The sequence below is a fragment of the Candidatus Methylobacter oryzae genome, assembly GCF_003994235.2.
Taxonomy (GTDB): domain Bacteria; phylum Pseudomonadota; class Gammaproteobacteria; order Methylococcales; family Methylomonadaceae; genus Methylobacter_A; species Methylobacter_A oryzae.
The window spans coordinates 140,530-159,278 of the sequence record NZ_RYFG02000009.1 but is presented as its reverse complement, the minus strand read 5'-3'; the positions used below and the strand labels follow the sequence as shown (position 1 = coordinate 159,278).

Sequence of the window (18,749 nt, the reverse complement as noted above, 5' to 3'; positions counted from 1 at the left end):
ATGTATTAGTTGATTGTAGAGAGAATAGCGTCCAGCTCTGTCTGGATTACACTGACTTTATTGTGCGGGATGCCTAATTGAATGGCTTTGTTGATATAGGATTGAGCATGCATGACTTTTTCCTGGTCGGGCTTGGATGTTTTCATTTCATATATCAACGTTTTTACCAAATTCAAAATAATCGTGTGATTATCCGGCATTAACGTTAACGCTTTTTCGAACAACGCAATAGCTTTCCGGATGTTGCCTTCCTGGAACAGGCTAACGCCTTTATTGTTGATGTTGACGAGGTCTCTTTTTACTTTCTGGACCAATATTTCCGCATGATTGTCACCGACAAAATCGCCGCACATTGTTAACAAATCTTTGATAAAAAGCTTGTCATCGATATTAGCGGTGACTAAATCGTTAAGCATCTCATTGCTGGTTTCCGTATCGCCGCTCAAGTAACACTCTCTTACCATTTCCATGCGCAGCTCCCTGGATAGCTGCTTATTGAATTGCTTATTTAATTTAAAAGCTTTTTCCTGGGCTTGCAGGGCCAACTCCATATGGCCTTTGGTTTGATAAATATCGGCTTCCAACAAGGCAGACCTGATCATTGCTTCAGGATCATTATGAAATTGTTGATTTAGCTCGCGCACCACTTGCAGCGCTTTGTCGCTGAAATCGGTTTTTAAATAAATATTGGCCAAACCGGAGTAATCGGTCGGCGATTTGTGTATGGAGTTTTTACCCAGTTTAATAGTGGCCATATAGGCTTTTTTGGCGATAAACAGATTGTCGGTTTTGTCGGCCAGCACAGCCAATTTTTTTTGTCGCAAAATAGACCTGGGCGACAATTCAACCGCCGAATTAACCGACGATAAAGCCTGCTCATCGTCGCCGATCAATTCATAGGATTTTGCCAGCAAGTCATAAGCCTCCAACATCATCGGATGCTGCTCGATAACCTCATCAAGAATTTTAATCGCCCGAACATAATCGCCACGATGAAAAGCGACCACTCCTAGCCCCAATTTAGCCCAGGGAAATTCTCTTTGCTGTTTAACGTCGAGGTAAATTTGCTCGGCCTTATTAAGATCGCCGACTTTAACCAACAATTCCGCCTGCATTTTCAACAGTTGCATGTGCATTTTCTTGTCGTCTTGCCGAAGCAATTTTTCGCACTGATGAATGGCTTGATAAAGGTTGCCTTTATCTATCTCGTTTTCAACGCAGGCCAAGTAATCTTTGCGGACTTGGCATTTTTCAATACGGCTTGATAATTGTTTTGCGCTAAAAGGTTTAATTAAATATTCGTCGGGTTTATTGTCGACAGCGCTCAACACTAATTCCAGGCGATGTTCGCCTGTAGCCATGATAAAGATGGAGCTGAGCGGCAATAATTTAAGGTAGCGGGCCTCTTCCAGAACTTGCTGCCCGGTTTTCTCGCCAAGCAGGTTGTAATCGCAAAGCACAATATCGAATTTGTGATTTCGCATCGCGACTATCGCATTGCTGCCGGATTCTTCAGTAACAATAAACCGCGCTCCCAATGAACCCACTATCTGCTTGATAGCATCGCGCATAGGCGCTTGATCTTCGATGATCAATACTTTTTTCGAAGAGAGGTCTACTGCCATAAGCGGATTAACTTTAACCTTGTCTTTATTTGTGTGCCGGGGCTCGAAAAAGCCGAAATTCCTAGTTTCAACGCTAATCTTATACTTAAAGCTTGTGCTTAGATAGTAATAAAAGCCAAGCATGTAGTTGAAAAATATAGAAAATTAACGACCAAGCTAATTCAAAAACTAACATTGCCAAATCCGTGTTTTGTATATTTTCAATTGCCTACCGCGATTGTTCGCCCGAATTCACGCATCATCTCGAGCATAAAAAATCGCTATAATTTTTAATGAGCAGCGCTGCCATTTATCCGGCTGATGTCGAGAACAGGATGCATTGCTTGCGATAGGCTGGTATTTTATAAGCGCGCTAATTCGTTAAGGTACACGGATAGGCGGCTAAAAGAGAACACGGATGCCACGGATAAGTACCTGAATATCAGCTTCCAATCCTCGTTCAAAACCGGAGTGCAGGCTCTGCCTGCTTTGCAAGCAGAGCTTGCACTCCAAAATACCGGAAAACTTTAGCGAGATAAATTAAGAAATGAACACCGTAAAAATCCGTGTCAACCCGTGTTCTATCGTTAAGATCATTGCCGCCTGCCATTATTGATGCCGCTTAATTAGATTAGGCTTTTAAGTAACTTTTATAAAGATTCGTTGGAGTACGCGCCATTGGAAAATTTGCAGATACAACAAAATTACGGTCAAGTTATCGGCACCATCGTGGAAGTGCATGGGCCGGTCGTGATTATCGACTGCAGTTCTCTGCCGCCGCTACATCAGGCATTATGTACCAGCTTCGACCACTCGCTGTATCTTTTCGAAGTCCATCAACATCTTGACGAACGCCATATCCGCGCTATTACGCTGCACGGTACGGCCGGCTTAAGCCGCGGCATGACCGTCTACGATACCTGCGCGCCGTTGCACATCCCGGTATCGGAGCAATGCCTGGGACGCTTACTGAACATATTCGGCGAACCGTTGGACGGACAGGCCTCTTTGCCTAAAACCGAATTCCGTAATATTCACGCCAAACCGCTGCCCTTATCCGAAGCGATCGGTATCAGCGGCATTTTGGAAACCGGCATTAAAGTCATCGACCTGCTCTGCCCTTTTGTAAAAGGCGGCAAAACCGGGTTATTCGGCGGCGCAGGCGTCGGCAAAACCGTGCTGGTCATGGAATTTATCCATGCGGTTTCTGCGATCCACAAAGGCGTTTCGGTGTTCGGCGGCGTCGGCGAGCGCATCCGCGAAGCGCATGAATTATGGCGGGAAATGCAGCAGGCCGGCGTCATGAAAGACACGCTGATGGTGTTCGGGCAAATGGACGAATCGCCCGGCGTGCGTTTCCGGGTTGCGCTATCGGCGCTGACTTACGCCGAATACCTGCGCGACAGCCTGCGTAAAGAAGTGCTTTTTGTCGTCGACAACGTGTTCCGCTTCGTCCAGGCCGGCAGCGAAATCTCCAGTTTATTGGGCCGGATGCCCGCGACGGTGGGTTACCAGCCGACCTTAACCTCGGAAGTCGCCGAGTTGCAGGATCGTATCCTGTCTACCCGGCAAGGTGCGATTACCTCGGTGCAAGCGGTCTACGTACCGGCCGACGACATGACCGACCCGGCGGTCAGCGCAATCCTGAGCCATCTGGATACTACGGTCATCCTGTCCCGCGACCAAGCCAGCAAAGGTATTTACCCGGCCGTCGACCCGTTGCGCTCCAGCAGCAAACTGATGGATAAACATACCTTGGGCGAGCGCCACTATACGGTTGCCAAAGGCGTTCGCGAACATCTGGCGCGCTATCATGAACTGGAGGATATTATCGCGATGCTCGGCATTGAAGAGTTGGCCGAAGCCGACCGTAAAATCGTCACCCGCGCCCGTAAATTGCAACGCTACCTGACGCAGCCGTTTTCGGTTTTGTCCGAGCATACCAAGCAAACCGGCGTTTCAGTGCCGCTGGAACAAACCTTGACCGACTGCGAAGACTTCCTGGCCGGAAAATATGACGATCTAAGCGAACAGCAATGCTACATGCGCGGCTCGATGCGGGATAGCGCATGAACCTGGAAACGGCAATTTGTCCGCGAAACCAATCATTCAGGCTTTAGATAAGAGCCTACGATGTCCATGAATCCGACAACGTTTCGGCCTGCTTCATGATCAATTCAACCGCTTCCGCCGCCTTGTCCGGCGGATACTTGTAGCGTTGCAACGTGCGCCGGACCAATATCTTTAGCTGGGCGCGCACGCTGTCGCGCACCTGCCAATCGACGGTCGTTGATTTACGCAGCTTTTCGGTGATCTCGACCGCTATTTTCTTTAACGTCTCGTCGCCCAATTCGCGCACCGCGCTTTCGTTATTCGCCAGCGCGTCGTAAAAAGCCACTTCATCCGGCGTTAAACCCAGCTCGGCTTCACGCGCCATCTCGGCCTGGAAATCCTTCGCCATCTGGATCAGCTCTTCAATGACCTGCGCCGTTTCAATCGCCCTGTTATTGTACTTGCGTAATGTTTCCTGCAAGCGCTCGGCGTACTTTTTCTGTTGCACAACGTTATTGCGGGTCTTGGCTTGAATACCGTCTTTCAGCAGTTTTTCCAACAGCTCCACAGCAAAATTGCGTTGCGGCATGCGCCGGACATCCTCCAAAAACTCATCCGACAATAATCCGATATTCGGCTTATCCAGACCGCACAATGCGAACACATCAGCCACGCCTTCGGCAATAACCGCGTTATCCAGAATTTGCTTAAGCGCGGAATTCTTCTCTTCCTGCGTGCGCTTTCTGTCGACGCTGGTGAATTTAGCGATAGCTGCCTTCAGCGCCGCATAAAACGCGATTTCCTTGCGCAACACCTTTGCTTCATCGAGCGTGCCGCATAACGAATAAGCTTTCGTTGCGGCCAATACCAAATCAAGAAAGCGCTTCTTGCCGTCGTTCAAGCCCAGTATGTAGTTGGCCGCAGGCACCAACAGCCTGTGCGCCTGGGTTTCAAAACCGCCGATGTCCAAACCGTCGGCTTGCGCCGTCTTCGCAAACAGGCCGCGCAGCGCATCCATTTTTTCGGCCAGAACCGCATAAGCTTCTTCGGCGCGCAAAGCCGGTTCGCCTTTGCCTTTCGCGTCGGTATAGATTTTCAGCGCTTGCTTCAGTTCATTGGCAATGCCGATGTAATCGACGACCAAACCGCCCGGCTTGTTTTTAAACACCCGGTTGACCCGCGCAATTGCCTGCATCAGGTTATGGCCTTTCATCGGCTTGTCGACGTACATGGTATGGCAACACGGCGCATCGAAGCCGGTCAGCCACATATCGCGCACGATAACCAACTTCATCGGGTCGTTCGGATCCTTAAAACGTTTTTCCAAGCGCTTCTTGGTCTGCTTGTTGTAGATATGCGGCTGCAACAACGGCTTGTCCGACGCCGAACCGGTCATCACGATTTTGATTACGCCTTTCTCCGGATCGGGATCATGCCAGCCGGGACGCAGAGCGACAATTTCATTGTACAAATGCGCGCAAATATCGCGGCTCATGCCGACGATCATCGCTTTGCCGTCCATGCTCTCGGTGCGGGTTTCAAAATGCGCGACCAAGTCGGCGGCAACCTGTTTCAGCCTCGGCGTTGCGCCGACCAGCTTTTCCAGGCGGCTCCATTCGCCTTTGGTTTTTTCGCGCGCACCGATGTCTTCGTCGTCTTCGACCAGTTCTTCGACTTGTTCGGACAGCGCGTTAATTTCGGCATGATTCAAGTCCAGCTTCGCCAAGCGGGACTCGTAATAAATCGGCACCGTCGCGCCGTCCTCGACCGCATCCTGAATGTCGTAAACGGACACGTATTCGCCGAATACCGCGCGGGTATCTTTATCTTCCTGCGCAATCGGCGTGCCGGTAAAACCGATAAACGACGCATTCTTCAGCGCATCGCGCATATGCTTCGCGTAGCCGAATTTATACGCGCCCTCTTTGGTTAACACGGCTTTCAAACCGTATTGGCTGCGGTGCGCTTCATCGGACATCACCACAATGTTATGGCGGCCGTTCAGCAACGGATGTTCGGATTCGCCATCAAGCAACGCGAACTTTTGCACGGTGGTGAAAATAATGCCGCCCGATTCGCGTTCCGCCAGCAAGCGGCGCAGTTCGTCGCGGTCGTTGGCCTGCACCGGCGTTTGCTTTAACAGCTCCTGCGCATTGCAGAACGTTGCGTACAGTTGCCCGTCCAGATCGTTGCGGTCGGTGACTACCACCAAAGTTGGGTTGTTCATTTCCGCTTGCTGCAATAATTTACCGGCATAACAGCACATCGAAATACTCTTACCTGAGCCTTGCGTATGCCAAACGACACCGGCTTTTTTGCTGCCGGACACTACTTCGTCGCCGTAAGTCGCGCGCTTTTCGGTGACGCCCTGAACCTCCCGCGCGGCAATCACCGTGGCTTTGACAGCTTCGCGCACCGCATGGAACTGGTGGTAACCGGCGATTTTCTTGATGATGGTCTCGCCATCGCTTTCAAACAGGATAAAAAAACGCAGGTAATCAAGGAATAATTCGCGATCGAAAAAACCGCGCACTAAGGTTTCCAATTGCCACTCCAACCGCGGCTTGTCGTCTTCATGCTTGATCGTGCGCCAAGGCAGGAAACGCTCTTGATTGGCGGTCAGCGAGCCCACCCGCGCCGTGAAACCGTCGCTGACCACCAAGGCTTCGTTACAAACAAACAGGTCCGGGATTTCATCTTTATAAGTTTGCAATTGGTTGAACGCATCCCCAATATCGGCGTTCTCATTGCTTGGGCTTTTCAGCTCCAGCACCGCGAACGGCAAACCGTTGATAAAACACACCACGTCGGGGCGGCGCGGCTGCTTGCTGCCGGTCACGGTAAATTGGTTAACCGCCAAAAAGCGGTTTTGCCCGACTTTATCGAAATCCAGCAAAAACGCATGATCGTAGACCGGCCCATCATCGCGCTTGAATTCGACCGGAATCCCTTGCAACAAAAAACGGTGAAAAGCGCGGTTATTGGTCAGCAAATCCAAGCTTCCCGGCTTATTCAGCTTAGCCAAAACCTGCTCGAAACAACCGGCCGGCAAATGCGGATTAATGCGGGTAAAAGCCGCTTCCAACTCGGCTTCCAGCAACACCTCGCGGTAATCGCTGCGCATCGGGTTATCGCTGTCCGGGGCTATGTCCGGGCCGTAAACCGTCTCCCAGCCAATATCCCTGAACCATTCCAGACAAAGCTTTTCCAGTTGTTCTTCGTTCATTGTTTTTATTCCGTTTTGTTTAATTCTCTGCATAGCAGCGCATTAGCCGATATGGCTGTAATTTGCTTTGGCGTTAATCAAAAGCTTAACAACTTGGGGGGTATCTTGTGGGCTCTCATGGGGGGTATCGCATGAAATCCGCACTACCTCGTTTTACTCATCGGTCTGTCCTGTAACGTTTAAGACTTGCCAATAGCCGCCCTTGTCAGCGCCGACCCGCACTATCACGCCGACCTGCTGCAAGCGCTGCAAATGGTATTTCACGCCATCGGCGGTAAGGTCTCCCAACGCGTCGGCAATCTCTACCCTGGACGCATGAGGATTGTTTTGTATTACTTCCAGAATCGCCTGCTGCCTAGCGATAGTTTTCTGGGTAGTCTTTTTCTGGGCAGTTTTTTTCTGGGTAGTTTTTTTCTGGGTAGTTTTGGCTGGGCCTGCTCGCTCAATCCGTAACAGCGTCTGGTCGTAAGGTTCGAAGGTATCGGTTATATCGACCTTAAAACCGGCATTCTCCCAAGCCGCCCGTACTTTCGGCAACCCCGAACCCGCGCGCTCGCCCAAACCCAGCATCAAAAACATCTGGTGCAGCGTACGGTTGCGGCAATCGCTTTCGCCCCGTTGCCGTCCTGCCCCGCTGCCAGCTTGCATTCCAGATCGACAGATTCGGACAGTGCGGCAATGTCTTCCAGCGTATTAATCATGGTTGGGTTCGGATGATACATTTTCGGCTTGGGGTAGGGTTAGTTCGCCGGATAGGAGTTTGGGAAGGAGAGTGTCTCGCAAGTTAGATAAAATACGGGAGTCAATACAATTTGATTTCATATTCTCAAGAATGCTGGCCACTGATTTTGTAAATGTCTCAATAACTTTAAGGCTAGGAACTAAAACTATCTGATTTCGTAGAATATCTGTTTTTAAATTCGTGAAAACACTTCCATTTCCTTGAGCAATCAATTCCCCCCTAATCTTTAAAAATAAAAAATATAAGTACGCGTCTGAAAAAACTCTCTTTTCAGGGAAATAAAGCCAACCATCATGTATACAAGCATCTAGTTCAAGAAATTTAGGTAATCCTGGAGTTGCACTATTTGTAAGAATTAGCGCTCCTTTTTTAAGGTAAACCGTTTTTTTCAATCCTTTCTCTTTTATAAACTCTTTGGTTTCAAATAAAAAAGGACTTTTGTCAGCAGTCGCATCTGCAATTTTTACCCATGGATAACCTGTAGGCACCATAAAGTCTTGAATAGGCCGAGGTGATCCGCCACGTTTTATCTCCAAAAAGTACCCCAAAGCTTTGGCTTCCCAGCCCTCCGGTATCTCGCCCAATTCCGAATCCTGCATCTCGGCGGGGAATAAGCCGGCGGTTTGGGCGAGTTCGGCGTAGGCGTCAGGTTGTTCGGTTTGCAGTTGGCTTAGCGCGGCTTCGTCTTTACCGGAAATCGCAGACATCGCGGCGCGTTCGGCATCGACAGCCGCGCCGCCCGCTTCCAACACCGCCATTTTGGCTTTGACCGGCTCAAAATCGACAAACCAGCTTTTAAAGATCGCTTGGGCAATGGCTTCCAGGGTTTGGTTGGTTTGGGTGTTGAGGGCGATTTTGTCGTCTATAGATTTTAGAAAAGCGCCTATCTGCCTACGAGTTTCTTTAGGCGGAAAATCAAACTTAAACTCAGCAAGTGATTGCCATGATACACGTTGCCTACCTGATGTGCCTTCCATCCGCGCCTGAGCATAAGAACGAAACTCGGGTAATCTGGCTAAGTAATAGACATAATCTTCATCGTAAATTGGGTCTTTTGCTGCCATCACAATAAATTCAGTTGATCCATGTGCGATAGCTTTATCTGATAAACCTGATATTTTTGCAGTTTTACCGTTTTCTAAACAAGGGGTAATACGAGCAAATAATGTGTCACCATTTTTAAATTTTGCCCCGCCACCATTAAACTGTCTTTCATCAATTACACTGATGTCCCGACTATCAACTGACAATGCAGCCATGTCAACAAAAGGTGCAATATGCCCTTTCTGAATTAATCTCTTGGGATTGAAGTCAACAAGATCCGTTATTTTCTCTGACCTATCGATGCTCATAGCCCCCCCCTCTCGAATTCTTTACCCAAGCCGGACGAGGCATGCTGCCCCGTCCACAACGTTTGCGCTAGTTCCCAAGCTTCAGCTTGGGAATTCAGTGCAGGAAGCTCCAGCTTCCCGTCTCGCAAAGCTGAAGCTTCGCCACCTGGGTTCCCAAGCTGGAGCTTGGGAACCAGCGTGAAGAAGTCTCGCACCAAGCCGAACTGGGCATGTTCTCTCGTTCCCACGCGTTGCGTGGGAATGCCGTGCCGGACGTGCTGCGTCCTGTATACACAAGATGTTGGGCGTGACTCGCGGCGTAGCGCACCTTGACTGCATTCCCGCGCAACGCGTGGGAACGAGGTGGAATATTCTTTTAATCTGCCGGTTAACCACGCCATTTTTTCGGATGTCATTGCTTTACCTCCCAGTAGCCGCGTGTACCGCCGATACGACGGATATAACCGGCCTCTTTCAGCTTGTTAAGGTGCTTTTTTAAGGCGGATTCATTGATCCCCATACACTCAGCCATTTTGCGGTAAGGCATTTGGCTATCTGCTTTGATCAAGGCTAATACCTGTTGTTGCCGTTCGGTTAAATCGGCCTCATCGGGTATTGAGCCACCTATTGAGCCACCTATTGAGCCACCTATTGAGCCACCTTTCTCTACCTTTAGACCGGCTTCAGAAATCGCATTGTCAAAATGCTCTAAGCGATAAAACTCCCAATCGACAAAATCGCCGCGTTCCTGAATCTTCGGCTCCGCGTTGCCCGCTTCCCGGCACATCGCTTTAATCCGGCCAATACCGCTGCCCCATTGCTCAATATATCCCAGTTCCTTGAATACTCGGGCCAAGACGCGGTTGCGGATTTCGGAACGGCCTTGTTGCAGGTCGGCTTCTGTCAGGCCGTTGGGCAGGCCGCCGGGGGATACGACATTCAGCATGTCGTCATAAATCCCTACTTTTATATCGCGGCCGAAATTGCTGTAATCGCGATGCAGCACGGCATTGACCAAGGCTTCGCGAATTGCCGGCATCGGGATTTCGTAACTTTCAGTGCGTTGCAGGCCAAGAATTTCGGCTTTAAGGTGCAGGTGGTTTTTGATAAACAGCTCGGTTTGCTCAAGCTGATAAAAGAGGTCGCCGCGATACTCTTTTTTATCGAGGAACACGGCCATGGTGTTGCCTTTAAATCGGCTGCACTTGGTTTCTACATGTTCATAACGGCCCAACAAGATCAACAAACCGTGCGTTGGATAATCCCGGCCTTGTTCACGCCGGATCAGGCGCAAGTTCAGTAGTTTGTCATCGTTTAATACTTTACCGGTTTGGCTAAATCGCACTTGCAGCGACGTGAGGTCCAAACTTGCCAAGGACTGGCTGTAATCGATCTGTTCGTCGAAGCTAATGTTAAGCCTCTGGCGTTCCAGTTCCTGGATGTAGTCCAACGAGGCCTGCCTGTTGGTTGCACCTAAACGGATATAGGTGCCTTGCTCGCGCCCTTTGGGCTTTAGGTAATACGGCAACAACGCGCCGCGGGACACTTCGACGACCAACAGTTCTGTGCCGGTTACATTTTCAATGTAGATTTCGGGCAACAGATTAGGACTGCAAAGCTCATGGACTATTGAGGCTATTTTGTCTTGCAAGTCAAAGATGTCCGCATTACGCAAGCCTACCAGTTGCTGGTTGTTATCGACGCCGATGACCAGTTTCCCTCCGCTGGTATTGGCAAAGGCAATCAGCGTTTTAGCCAGTTGATCGCCTTTGGGCAGTTCCGCTTTGAACTCCAGGATTTTGCTTTCGCCTTGCAAAATTTCCGCCAGCAGCGGATGCTTAGAGCTCATAACCCAATCCCGCCAGATTCTTTTTGATCTCCGCTTCCAGACGATCGCTTTCGGCAAACTGGGTTTTCAACTGTGCGGTTAAGCGCGCCATTTTTTCAGCAAACGGTTCGCCGTCGTCTTCTTGCTCGGCCGCGCCGACATAGCGGCCCGGCGTCAGCACGAAGTCGTGTTTTTGGACGTCTTTTAGTTCGGCCGAAAAGCAGAACCCGGGTTGATCCTGATAGCCTGAACCGCGCTGCCAGGCATGGAAAGTCTCGGCAATTTTTGCAATGTCGACTTGGGTGAAGTCGCGCAACACGCGGTCTTTCATATAACCGAGGCTGCGGGCATCGATAAACAAGGTACGGCCGCGACGGTCCGCTTTACTGCTTTTGTCTTTGGTCAAAAACCAGATACAGGCCGGGATTTGGGTGTTGGTAAACAATTGCCCCGGCAATGCGACCATGCATTCGACTAAATCGGCTTCGATCAAGGCTTTGCGGATTTCGCCTTCGTTGTTGGTGTTCGAGCTCATCGAGCCGTTCGCCAGCAGCAAGGCCATGCTGCCGGTCGGTGCCAGATGATGCAGCATGTGCTGCATCCAGCCGAAGTTGGCGTTGCCTTGCGGCGGCGTGCCGTATTTCCAGCGTACGTCGCCTTCCAATTTGGCGTGCCACCAGTCTTTGATGTTGAACGGCGGGTTAGCCATCACGAAGTCGGCGCGAAGATCGGGGTGCTGGTCGTCCAAGAAGGTGTCGGCATTCTTTTTGCCGAAGTTAAAGTCGATGCCGCGAATCGCCATGTTCATCGCCGCCAATTTCCAGGTGGTCGGGTTGCTTTCCTGGCCGTACACAGAGATATGTTTTTTCTGCTCGGCCGGGTTGTAGTGTTTTTCCTTCGCGTGTTCTTCGATGAATTTGTCGCTGGAAACAAAAAAGCCGCCGGAGCCCATCGCCGGATCGTAGACACGGCCTTTGTAGGGCTCGAGCATTTCGACGATCAGTGTGACGATGCTTTTCGGGGTGTAATATTGGCCGCCTTGCTTGCCTTCGGCCAATGCAAACTGGCCCAAGAAGTATTCGTAGACATGGCCGAGAATGTCCTTGCTGTGCAGTTCCAGTTTTTGGCCGCGGTATTCCGGGGTACGGAAGCTGGTGTCGGAAAAGCTGTTGATCAGGCCGATCAGTTTGTCGTTGTCCAGTTGGTACTGGCCGATGCGGTTCAGGATGCCTTTCAGCTTACTGTTGGCTTTTTCGATTTCATCCAGCGCGTTATCGACCAGCCAGGAGATAGAGCGTAGCTTGACGTCTTCGCCCTGCTCGTTTTGCCAAACGACCGAACCTATCGGCAAAGCGGCGGCGCTTTTTAACGTGCTCCAGCGGGCCGTTTTCGGCACCCAGAAAACGTTTTTTTCCTGGTAGTAATCCAGCAGCTCCAGCTCGTCGGCGATGGCTTGTTGGTAGTCTTCGTCGGAATCGTAATCTTCGCGCGGCATGAAGTAGATGTTGTCGTCGCGGTCTTTTTGAAACAACTCTTTCAACTCGTTTTGTCGCTCTTCAAACGCGTCGGAAACGTATTTCAAGAAAATAAGGCCAAGCACGACATGCTTATAGTTGGCTGCATCCAGGTTGCTGCGCAGTTTGTCGGCGGCTTTCCAAAGCTTATCGTCAAGCGCGTTTAAAAATTGCTGTTCTGAGGTATTCATGGTTTTCTTGATTGTTAAGCAAACGAAACAAGTCGTATCATATCATTTCATACCATACCTTTCCCTGAGGCGTTGATTTGCAATACCGGCCCACTCTCTAAATCATCCGAATTGTTTGCTATACGGGCACATTTTAAGTAAATTTCTATCAAGACTCGTTCCGATACGTTGGAGTAGCTTCTTTTGAACAGTTTGCAGATACAACCAAAACACGGTCAAGCCACCGGAATAATTACCGAAACGCATAACCCGAAGAGGGTTATCGTCCACATCTTCTTCCTGTCTCGATGAACCGATTCGTACTCAACCTGTTTGACGCCAGCCATGAACGGCGCATCAACGGCGTGACTTCATTTGTCGGCGAGGATGCTTCAGGCAGTTTCGGTATTAAAGCCCACCATGCGCGCTTCATGACGACGCTGGTTTTCGGCTTGGCGCGCTTTCGCCTGGACTCCGACGATTGGCAATATCTGGCTCTGCCGGGCGCGGTCGCCTATTTCAATAACAACGAGTTGACAATCAGCACCCGGCATTTCCTGGTCGATACCGACCTCGAGCGAATCAGTACCTTATTGGAAGAGCAATTGATCGCCGAAGAGGAAAATCTGCGTGCGACAAGGGAAAGCCTGCATCGAATGGAGCAGGCTATGATAAAACGCATGCTGACGCTAAAACGTAAAACCGGATGGCAGTTATGAACAGTCAACAACTCAAAAACAAGATTGAACGCCAGGTCAAACGCATCAGGAAGGCAGAGCGTAATCATCGCCAGAGCCTGCCGTCGGTTGGCACATTAGGCTTGGTAATGATATTGCCTATTATCGGCGCCGTATATTTAGGCCATTGGTTGGACGATAAGGTGGAAGGTTATTCGACGCACTGGACAATCAGTTTATTGTTTGCCGGCTTAGTGATTGGGATTTTTAACGTGTATTTTCTAATTAAAGAGTAAGGTCTCGGTTGAATCATGGAAAACCAATTTACTTTTGCTATCGGCCCAATAATCATAAGCGCATCAGTCATTACCACCTGGGGCATCATGCTGGTCATTGCTGTATTAGCCTGGCTTTCAACCCGGCATCTGGAGATGCTGCCGGGTAAGTTGCAAGCCACTGTTGAAGGCATTGTCGTGACGATTGACAAGGCCATCCTCGCTGTCGCACCGGAACACGGACGAAAAATTCTGCCTTTTATCGCGACGGTTTGGCTGTTCCTGATCGTTGCCAACCTGCTCAGCTTAATACCGGGCTTGCATTCGCCAACCCGCGATCTTTCGGTGACCTCGGCATTGGCAATCTTGGTATTCTTCTCGGTACACTGGTACGGCATCAGAACCCAGGGCTTTAAAAATTATCTGCGCCATTATTTGCATCCCAGCCCGATTTTGCTGCCTTTCCATATTATCAGCGAGTTTACCCGCACTTTGGCGCTGGCTATTCGTTTATTCGGCAACATGATGAGCCTGGAAATGGCGGCAATGTTGATATTATTGGTAGCGGGATTCCTGGCGCCGATTCCGATTTTAATGCTGCATATCATTGAAGCGCTGGTACAGGCCTATATTTTCGGCATGCTGGCGCTGATTTACTTAGCCAGCGCCATACAATCCCAACATTTAAATTCACAGGAGTAACTTATGTCAGACATTGCCTCGATTGTCCTTGGATCCAGCATCGCTGCCATTATCGGCATTGCGTTGGGGGTCATGCTGCCCGCGCTGGCGATGGGCAAAGCCATCGCCAGCGCGTTGGAAGCCTTGTCGCGGCAGCCGGAATCGGAGCAGTCGATCATGCGCACCTTGTTTATCGGACTGGCGATGATCGAGTCATTGGCTATTTATTGTCTGGTTATTATTTTGATCGTGCTATTCCGGAATCCGTTGCTTGAATATATTGTTAAGTGATTGGGATGGAACACGGATGACGCGGATTTGACTGATAATCACAGCTAATCGGGGATTTTTTCAGTTTCAAAGCAGCACTAAAATTCATACCCTTATTGAAAAACCCGTGTAAATCCGTCCTATCCGTATCATTCGTGTTCTATTTATCACCGACTAACCAAACAAGCCAATAAAGCGCATATGGAATTCAACCTGTCGACATTTTTTTTTGAAATCATCAATTTCCTGGTCCTGATCTGGATTTTGCAGCGGCTTTTTTATAAGCCGTTGCTGGAAGTCATTGCCAAGCGTAAGCAGTTCATCGATCAATCGCTTAACGATGCAAAAAGCCTGAAACAACAAGCGGAGCAACAATGCAGCCTGTATGAAAACCGGCAAAAATTATGGGAACAAGAAAAACAGGCTGCAATCACCGCCCTGCACCGCCAACTCGAGGCCGAAAGGAAAGCCCATCAGGAAAAGCTGAATGCCGATTTCGAACAGGAACGGCAAAGGGCCAATGTGTTGCTGTCAAAACAACAACGGGAGTTGCAAGAACAAAGCGAAAAACAGGCCTTGCTGAACGGCGCCAAATTTGCCGCGATGTTGCTGAGCCAGTCTGCAGGGCCTGAATTGGAAGCCCGTTTATTTACGCTGCTGTTGGACAACCTGACAACCTTGCCGGAAGCGTGCAGGCAATGTTTGACTGCGCAGGGAAACAAAAAATCGGTAGCTGTCAAGATCACCAGCGCCTATCCGCTGTCTGCCGAAATGGGCCAACAACTGGAACAAAAGCTCGGCGCATTAACCGGCAACTCCCTCAATTTTCAATATCATCAAGATAATGCACTGATCGCGGGCCTGCGTATCGACATCGGCGCTTGGGTATTGAATGCTAACTTGCAACACGAACTGACAGGCTTTGCCGAGATTGCCAATGGACAGGATTGAAAACGCGCCTACCAGCCTACTGGACAAACAGGCCGAGTGGCTGGCCAATTATCAACCGGGGCTGCGCATTGCCGAACAAGGCACGGTCGTTTCGGTCGGCGACGGCATCAGTTGGATCAAAGGCTTGCCCTCCGCGGCTATCGAAGACATCCTGGATTTTGCCGACGGCAGCCGGGGCATGGTTTTCGACCTTAACCGCGACCGGATCGGCGCAATTTTACTGTACGAAACCGAAGCGCTGACAGCAGGCACGACGGTTCATCTTTCCCGGCACTCGCTTAGCATACCGGTCGGCGATGAATTTTTAGGCCGGATTATCGACCCGCTGGGAACCCCGCTGGACGGACAGCTTCCGCCCGTGCAGACAGCACGCGAAAGCATGGAAAAAGGCTCGCCGCCGATCATCACTCGCGATTTCGTCCATAAGCCGCTGTATACCGGCATAAAAATTATCGACACGCTGATTCCGATAGGCAAAGGGCAACGGCAGCTGATCGTCGGAGATGAAGGTCTGGGCAGAACGTCAATCGCTATCGACACGGTCGTCAACCAAAAAGGCAAAAACGTATTGTGCATCTATGTGCTGATCGGCCAGAAGCGCTCTGCCGTTGTCAACACGATTGAAACATTGAAAAATCACGGCGCATTGGACTATACCGTTTGCGTGGTCGCCGAGGCCAGCACCCTGCCCGGCTTGCAATATATCGCCCCGTTTGCCGGCTGCGCGCTGGCCGAATATTGGATGGCGCAGGGCCGGGATACGCTGATTATTTACGACGATTTATCGACGCATGCCAGGACTTACCGGGAATTGTCGCTATTGCTGCGAAGGCCGCCCGGACGCGAGGCTTATCCTGGCGATATTTTCTTTGTCCACTCGCGCCTGCTCGAGCGTTCGACCAGCTTGAATGCCGAAAACGGCGGCGGCAGCATGACCGCATTGCCGATCATCGAAACCAAACAGGGAGAAATTGCGGCTTATATTCCGACCAACCTGATTTCGATTACCGACGGGCAAATCTATCTGGATAACGACTTGTTCGTATCGGGATTCCGCCCGGCCATCGACATTACCCGCTCTGTATCGCGAATAGGCGGAAAAGCCCAGGATATGAGCATTCGCGATCAAGCCGGACAGATGAAATTGGATTACCTGCAATTTTTGGAATTGGAAGTCTTCACCCGTTTCGGCCAGCGCCTGGAAGCGTCGATGGAAGCAAGAATCAAACGAGGCCGGTTGCTGCGGGAAATACTGAAACAGGACCGGCTGACACCGCTCAGCAACCTGTTTCAACTGGCTTGGCTGACCGCATTTAACGCCGGACTGTTTAACCAAGCCGTTCCTGAAGACATTCCCAAGATGCTGGCTAGCATTGATGAAAACATTAATAGCACTGCACTGACCTTGGACAGCAGCCCCGAACAATGGCAACAGGCCGTCAACGAATGGCTTAATACTAAAGCTGAGTTAAGCGGCTGGTCCGCTCAAACGAAACTTATGCCCTTTGGGTATAAAACGCTATGAGCCTGAGCCGCGAACTGCAACTGCATATCGGCCAGTTGAAAGAGATACGCAGTATTCTAAATTCGATGAAAATGCTGGCTTTCATGGAAACGCATAAATTACAGCGTTTTAAAACCATGCAAAGCCAGGTTGTGGCTAATATCGAACATGCTGCGCTGGATTTTCTGAACTTTTATCCAGGACTTGAAACGCCGAGCGATCATGCCGCGAAGTTTTGTATTCTGCTGGGCTCGGAACGCGGATTTTGCGGCGATTTTAACGAAAGCCTGATTAATGCCGTCTCAGATCAAGCTTATACCGGCATCATTGCGATCGGCAGCCGGCTTTGCAGCCGGCTCGAAGACGGCCTAAACACCAAGACCGTCGCAACCCTCGAAGGCGCGAATGTGGCCGAAGAAGTCCCTACGATCATTAATCGGCTGATCGACACGATCGGCACGTTACACGGCAAATCCACATTACAACTGACTATTGTTTATCACGATAACGGCGCCAATCAGATCCGCCGGCGGCAGATCTTTCCGCCTTTTACCGAACGGGATAAAAATACCGTTCATTACCGCAACCCGCCGGTACTGAATCTGGAACCCGGCGGATTCTTCGCAGACTTGATCGAGCATTATCTGTTTGCCGCGCTGCATCAGATCTTTTATATCTCGCTGATGGCCGAAAACAATAGCCGTCTGCAACATTTGGAAGGCGCGGTGAATCATCTGGACGATCAAACAGTAAAGCTGCAAAGAAAATCGCAAATTTATCGCCAGGAAGAAATTACCGAAGAAATTGAAGTTATTTTGCTGAACACGGAAAATCTGTAGCTTACGGCATAATAGTCCGCCGCCCCGCTCCGGTGAAACGCCATAATAAATGTTGTCTTCCTGAAAAAATAGGCAGATAATAGTTTCGTATCGCTATCTTTTTCCAACCAACGTTCTTTTGCAGGCGGGCAATCCATGAAGATGAAAAGCATATTAACTTACCTGGCCGTATTAACCTTGTCGTTTAACGCTTTCGCTGCTGAAGTTCAGGAAGAACCGAAGATTACTACGCAGGACAAAATAGAGCTGAATCCGCAACATTCACCGCTAACTCGTCTGGCTACCGAAAGCGTCAACAGCCATACGATTCCTCAAGCTTCAGCCGAGAAACCCAGTGAATTGATGACGGCTCTCAGCGTCTATTTAATTATCATCGTTGTTTATTCGATTTATGGAATGCGAGCTAACGCGAAAAATGCCGGAAACTGATAGGTCGATACAAGCAAAATATAGCTATTTACAGATAACCTTCATCGTTGATAAACGATGAAGGTTTTTTTAAGCATCGGCAGTCAATGGCTATGATCCTATATTTTGGCTATGTAAAAAAACTCTTGTTTTAGCCTCCCGCTGCTGTTCGCGCGGAGCGACTTTCGCCAACTCATTCATCTCCTCTGCCAGAAGATCCAGAATATCATCCGCCGATACAATACCTACCAGTCCTTTTTCCTCATTAACCACAAGAACACGACGGATTCCATTGGTCCGCATCAAACGAATGGTTTCAAACACACCTTCCTGCTCCTGTACGCTGACCAGTTGCGGGCCCATAATATCTCCGACGCAGAACTCGTTAACATCCAGGGATTGTGCAATAACGCCGACAACCATATCGCGATCGGTAATAATGCCGACCGGCACCCGTTGACTATCAAGCTCGTCGACTATCACAAGATCGCCGACATGATACTCGCGCATCAGTTTCGCCGCTTCGGGTAAATTCATCTCTCTGGTCGCGAACACGACTTCGCGATTGCAAAACTCACCAATAGACATCGTCATATCCTCTGCTGAGTTAAGATAGAAGTGTTCAAACAAAACGGCGTCCGGAATAGGCGTGCCGCCCTCTTTCTTTCCAACTGCGC

Annotated in this window: 17 protein-coding genes; 9 read left to right on the top strand and 8 right to left on the bottom strand. The window is 49.9% G+C overall.

All coding sequences use genetic code 11. The annotated features are described in order from the left end of the window. Nucleotides 1–5: 5 nt before the first annotated feature. Complete coding sequence (locus EKO24_RS01710) at nucleotides 6–1,625, bottom strand: tetratricopeptide repeat protein (RefSeq protein ID WP_127027309.1); 1,620 nt, start codon at nucleotides 1,623–1,625, stop codon at nucleotides 6–8. A gap of 657 nt (nucleotides 1,626–2,282) precedes the next feature. Here EKO24_RS01710 and atpD point away from each other — a divergent pair. Further along, entirely contained in the window at nucleotides 2,283–3,677 is a 1,395-nt protein-coding gene (atpD, locus tag EKO24_RS01705) for a F0F1 ATP synthase subunit beta (protein WP_127027310.1), read from the top strand. A gap of 55 nt (nucleotides 3,678–3,732) precedes the next feature. Here the strand turns inward: atpD and EKO24_RS01700 are convergent, their stop codons facing one another. The 6 genes from EKO24_RS01700 to EKO24_RS01675 form a co-directional block, all read right to left on the bottom strand. After that, nucleotides 3,733–6,882: a type I restriction endonuclease subunit R gene (locus EKO24_RS01700; protein ID WP_127027311.1), complete on the bottom strand. Its 3,150-nt coding sequence runs from the start codon at nucleotides 6,880–6,882 to the stop codon at nucleotides 3,733–3,735. 153 nt (nucleotides 6,883–7,035) lie between these two features. After that, a complete protein-coding gene (locus EKO24_RS01695) occupies nucleotides 7,036–7,530 on the bottom strand; it encodes a winged helix-turn-helix transcriptional regulator (RefSeq protein WP_206667189.1) in 495 nt (164 codons plus the stop codon). 45 nt (nucleotides 7,531–7,575) lie between these two features. After that, nucleotides 7,576–8,976, bottom strand: coding sequence for a restriction endonuclease subunit S (locus tag EKO24_RS01690; RefSeq protein WP_127027312.1), 1,401 nt, complete (start codon nucleotides 8,974–8,976; stop codon nucleotides 7,576–7,578). Continuing rightward, entirely contained in the window at nucleotides 8,973–9,203 is a 231-nt protein-coding gene (locus EKO24_RS22265) for a hypothetical protein (RefSeq protein ID WP_154671567.1), read from the bottom strand. The genes EKO24_RS01690 and EKO24_RS22265 overlap by 4 nt, the downstream gene beginning before the upstream one ends. Nucleotides 9,204–9,367: 164 nt before the next feature. Continuing rightward, nucleotides 9,368–10,804, bottom strand: coding sequence for an ATP-binding protein (locus tag EKO24_RS01680; RefSeq protein WP_127027314.1), 1,437 nt, complete (start codon nucleotides 10,802–10,804; stop codon nucleotides 9,368–9,370). Next, nucleotides 10,794–12,488 carry a class I SAM-dependent DNA methyltransferase gene (locus EKO24_RS01675; RefSeq protein ID WP_127027315.1) on the bottom strand — a complete coding sequence of 565 codons (1,695 nt, stop codon included), beginning with the start codon at nucleotides 12,486–12,488 and terminating at the stop codon, nucleotides 10,794–10,796. The genes EKO24_RS01680 and EKO24_RS01675 overlap by 11 nt, the downstream gene beginning before the upstream one ends. A 287-nt stretch (nucleotides 12,489–12,775) precedes the next feature. On the opposite strand from EKO24_RS01675, the gene EKO24_RS01670 reads away from it, so the two are divergent. The 8 genes from EKO24_RS01670 to EKO24_RS01635 all read left to right on the top strand — a co-directional run bounded on the left by EKO24_RS01670 (nucleotide 12,776) and on the right by EKO24_RS01635 (nucleotide 18,093). Continuing rightward, nucleotides 12,776–13,186 (top strand): F0F1 ATP synthase subunit delta/epsilon, encoded by a 411-nt coding sequence (locus EKO24_RS01670; protein ID WP_127027316.1) that lies wholly within the window; start codon nucleotides 12,776–12,778, stop codon nucleotides 13,184–13,186. After that, nucleotides 13,183–13,440 (top strand): AtpZ/AtpI family protein, encoded by a 258-nt coding sequence (locus EKO24_RS01665; protein WP_241674359.1) that lies wholly within the window; start codon nucleotides 13,183–13,185, stop codon nucleotides 13,438–13,440. The genes EKO24_RS01670 and EKO24_RS01665 overlap by 4 nt, the downstream gene beginning before the upstream one ends. A 15-nt stretch (nucleotides 13,441–13,455) precedes the next feature. Then, a complete protein-coding gene (locus EKO24_RS01660; RefSeq protein WP_127027318.1) occupies nucleotides 13,456–14,121 on the top strand; it encodes a F0F1 ATP synthase subunit A in 666 nt (221 codons plus the stop codon). A 3-nt stretch (nucleotides 14,122–14,124) separates the two neighbouring features. Then, on the top strand, nucleotides 14,125–14,391 hold the full coding sequence (locus tag EKO24_RS01655) for an ATP synthase subunit c family protein (RefSeq protein WP_127027319.1): 267 nt from the start codon (nucleotides 14,125–14,127) through the stop codon (nucleotides 14,389–14,391). A gap of 180 nt (nucleotides 14,392–14,571) precedes the next feature. After that, entirely contained in the window at nucleotides 14,572–15,321 is a 750-nt protein-coding gene (locus tag EKO24_RS01650) for a F0F1 ATP synthase subunit delta (protein WP_127027320.1), read from the top strand. Then, the gene (locus EKO24_RS01645; RefSeq protein WP_127027321.1) at nucleotides 15,308–16,846 is read left to right on the top strand and encodes a F0F1 ATP synthase subunit alpha; all 1,539 of its coding nucleotides are present in this window, start codon (nucleotides 15,308–15,310) and stop codon (nucleotides 16,844–16,846) included. The genes EKO24_RS01650 and EKO24_RS01645 overlap by 14 nt, the downstream gene beginning before the upstream one ends. Then, complete coding sequence (locus EKO24_RS01640) at nucleotides 16,843–17,664, top strand: F0F1 ATP synthase subunit gamma (RefSeq protein WP_127027322.1); 822 nt, start codon at nucleotides 16,843–16,845, stop codon at nucleotides 17,662–17,664. The genes EKO24_RS01645 and EKO24_RS01640 overlap by 4 nt, the downstream gene beginning before the upstream one ends. A 135-nt stretch (nucleotides 17,665–17,799) precedes the next feature. After that, entirely contained in the window at nucleotides 17,800–18,093 is a 294-nt protein-coding gene (locus tag EKO24_RS01635) for a hypothetical protein (protein WP_127027323.1), read from the top strand. 90 nt (nucleotides 18,094–18,183) lie between these two features. Here the strand turns inward: EKO24_RS01635 and EKO24_RS01630 are convergent, their stop codons facing one another. Beyond that, nucleotides 18,184–18,660 carry a CBS domain-containing protein gene (locus tag EKO24_RS01630; RefSeq protein WP_127027379.1) on the bottom strand — a complete coding sequence of 159 codons (477 nt, stop codon included), beginning with the start codon at nucleotides 18,658–18,660 and terminating at the stop codon, nucleotides 18,184–18,186. Between the last annotated feature and the right edge of the window lie 89 nt (nucleotides 18,661–18,749).

Bases quoted from the DNA above. Each gene is read 5' to 3' on its own strand.
- EKO24_RS01710 (WP_127027309.1), bottom strand. From the start codon at position 1,625: ATGGCAGTAGACCTCTCTTCGAAAAAAGTATTGATCATCGAAGATCAA.
- EKO24_RS01700 (WP_127027311.1), bottom strand. From the start codon at position 6,882: ATGAACGAAGAACAACTGGAAAAGCTTTGTCTGGAATGGTTCAGGGAT.
- EKO24_RS01695 (WP_206667189.1), bottom strand. From the start codon at position 7,530: ATGCAAGCTGGCAGCGGGGCAGGACGGCAACGGGGCGAAAGCGATTGC.
- EKO24_RS01690 (WP_127027312.1), bottom strand. From the start codon at position 8,976: ATGAGCATCGATAGGTCAGAGAAAATAACGGATCTTGTTGACTTCAAT.
- EKO24_RS01680 (WP_127027314.1), bottom strand. From the start codon at position 10,804: ATGAGCTCTAAGCATCCGCTGCTGGCGGAAATTTTGCAAGGCGAAAGC.
- EKO24_RS01675 (WP_127027315.1), bottom strand. From the start codon at position 12,488: ATGAATACCTCAGAACAGCAATTTTTAAACGCGCTTGACGATAAGCTT.
- EKO24_RS01670 (WP_127027316.1), top strand. From the start codon at position 12,776: ATGAACCGATTCGTACTCAACCTGTTTGACGCCAGCCATGAACGGCGC.
- EKO24_RS01665 (WP_241674359.1), top strand. From the start codon at position 13,183: ATGAACAGTCAACAACTCAAAAACAAGATTGAACGCCAGGTCAAACGC.
- EKO24_RS01660 (WP_127027318.1), top strand. From the start codon at position 13,456: ATGGAAAACCAATTTACTTTTGCTATCGGCCCAATAATCATAAGCGCA.
- EKO24_RS01655 (WP_127027319.1), top strand. From the start codon at position 14,125: ATGTCAGACATTGCCTCGATTGTCCTTGGATCCAGCATCGCTGCCATT.
- EKO24_RS01650 (WP_127027320.1), top strand. From the start codon at position 14,572: ATGGAATTCAACCTGTCGACATTTTTTTTTGAAATCATCAATTTCCTG.
- EKO24_RS01645 (WP_127027321.1), top strand. From the start codon at position 15,308: ATGGACAGGATTGAAAACGCGCCTACCAGCCTACTGGACAAACAGGCC.
- EKO24_RS01640 (WP_127027322.1), top strand. From the start codon at position 16,843: ATGAGCCTGAGCCGCGAACTGCAACTGCATATCGGCCAGTTGAAAGAG.
- EKO24_RS01635 (WP_127027323.1), top strand. From the start codon at position 17,800: ATGAAGATGAAAAGCATATTAACTTACCTGGCCGTATTAACCTTGTCG.
- EKO24_RS01630 (WP_127027379.1), bottom strand. From the start codon at position 18,660: ATGTCTATTGGTGAGTTTTGCAATCGCGAAGTCGTGTTCGCGACCAGA.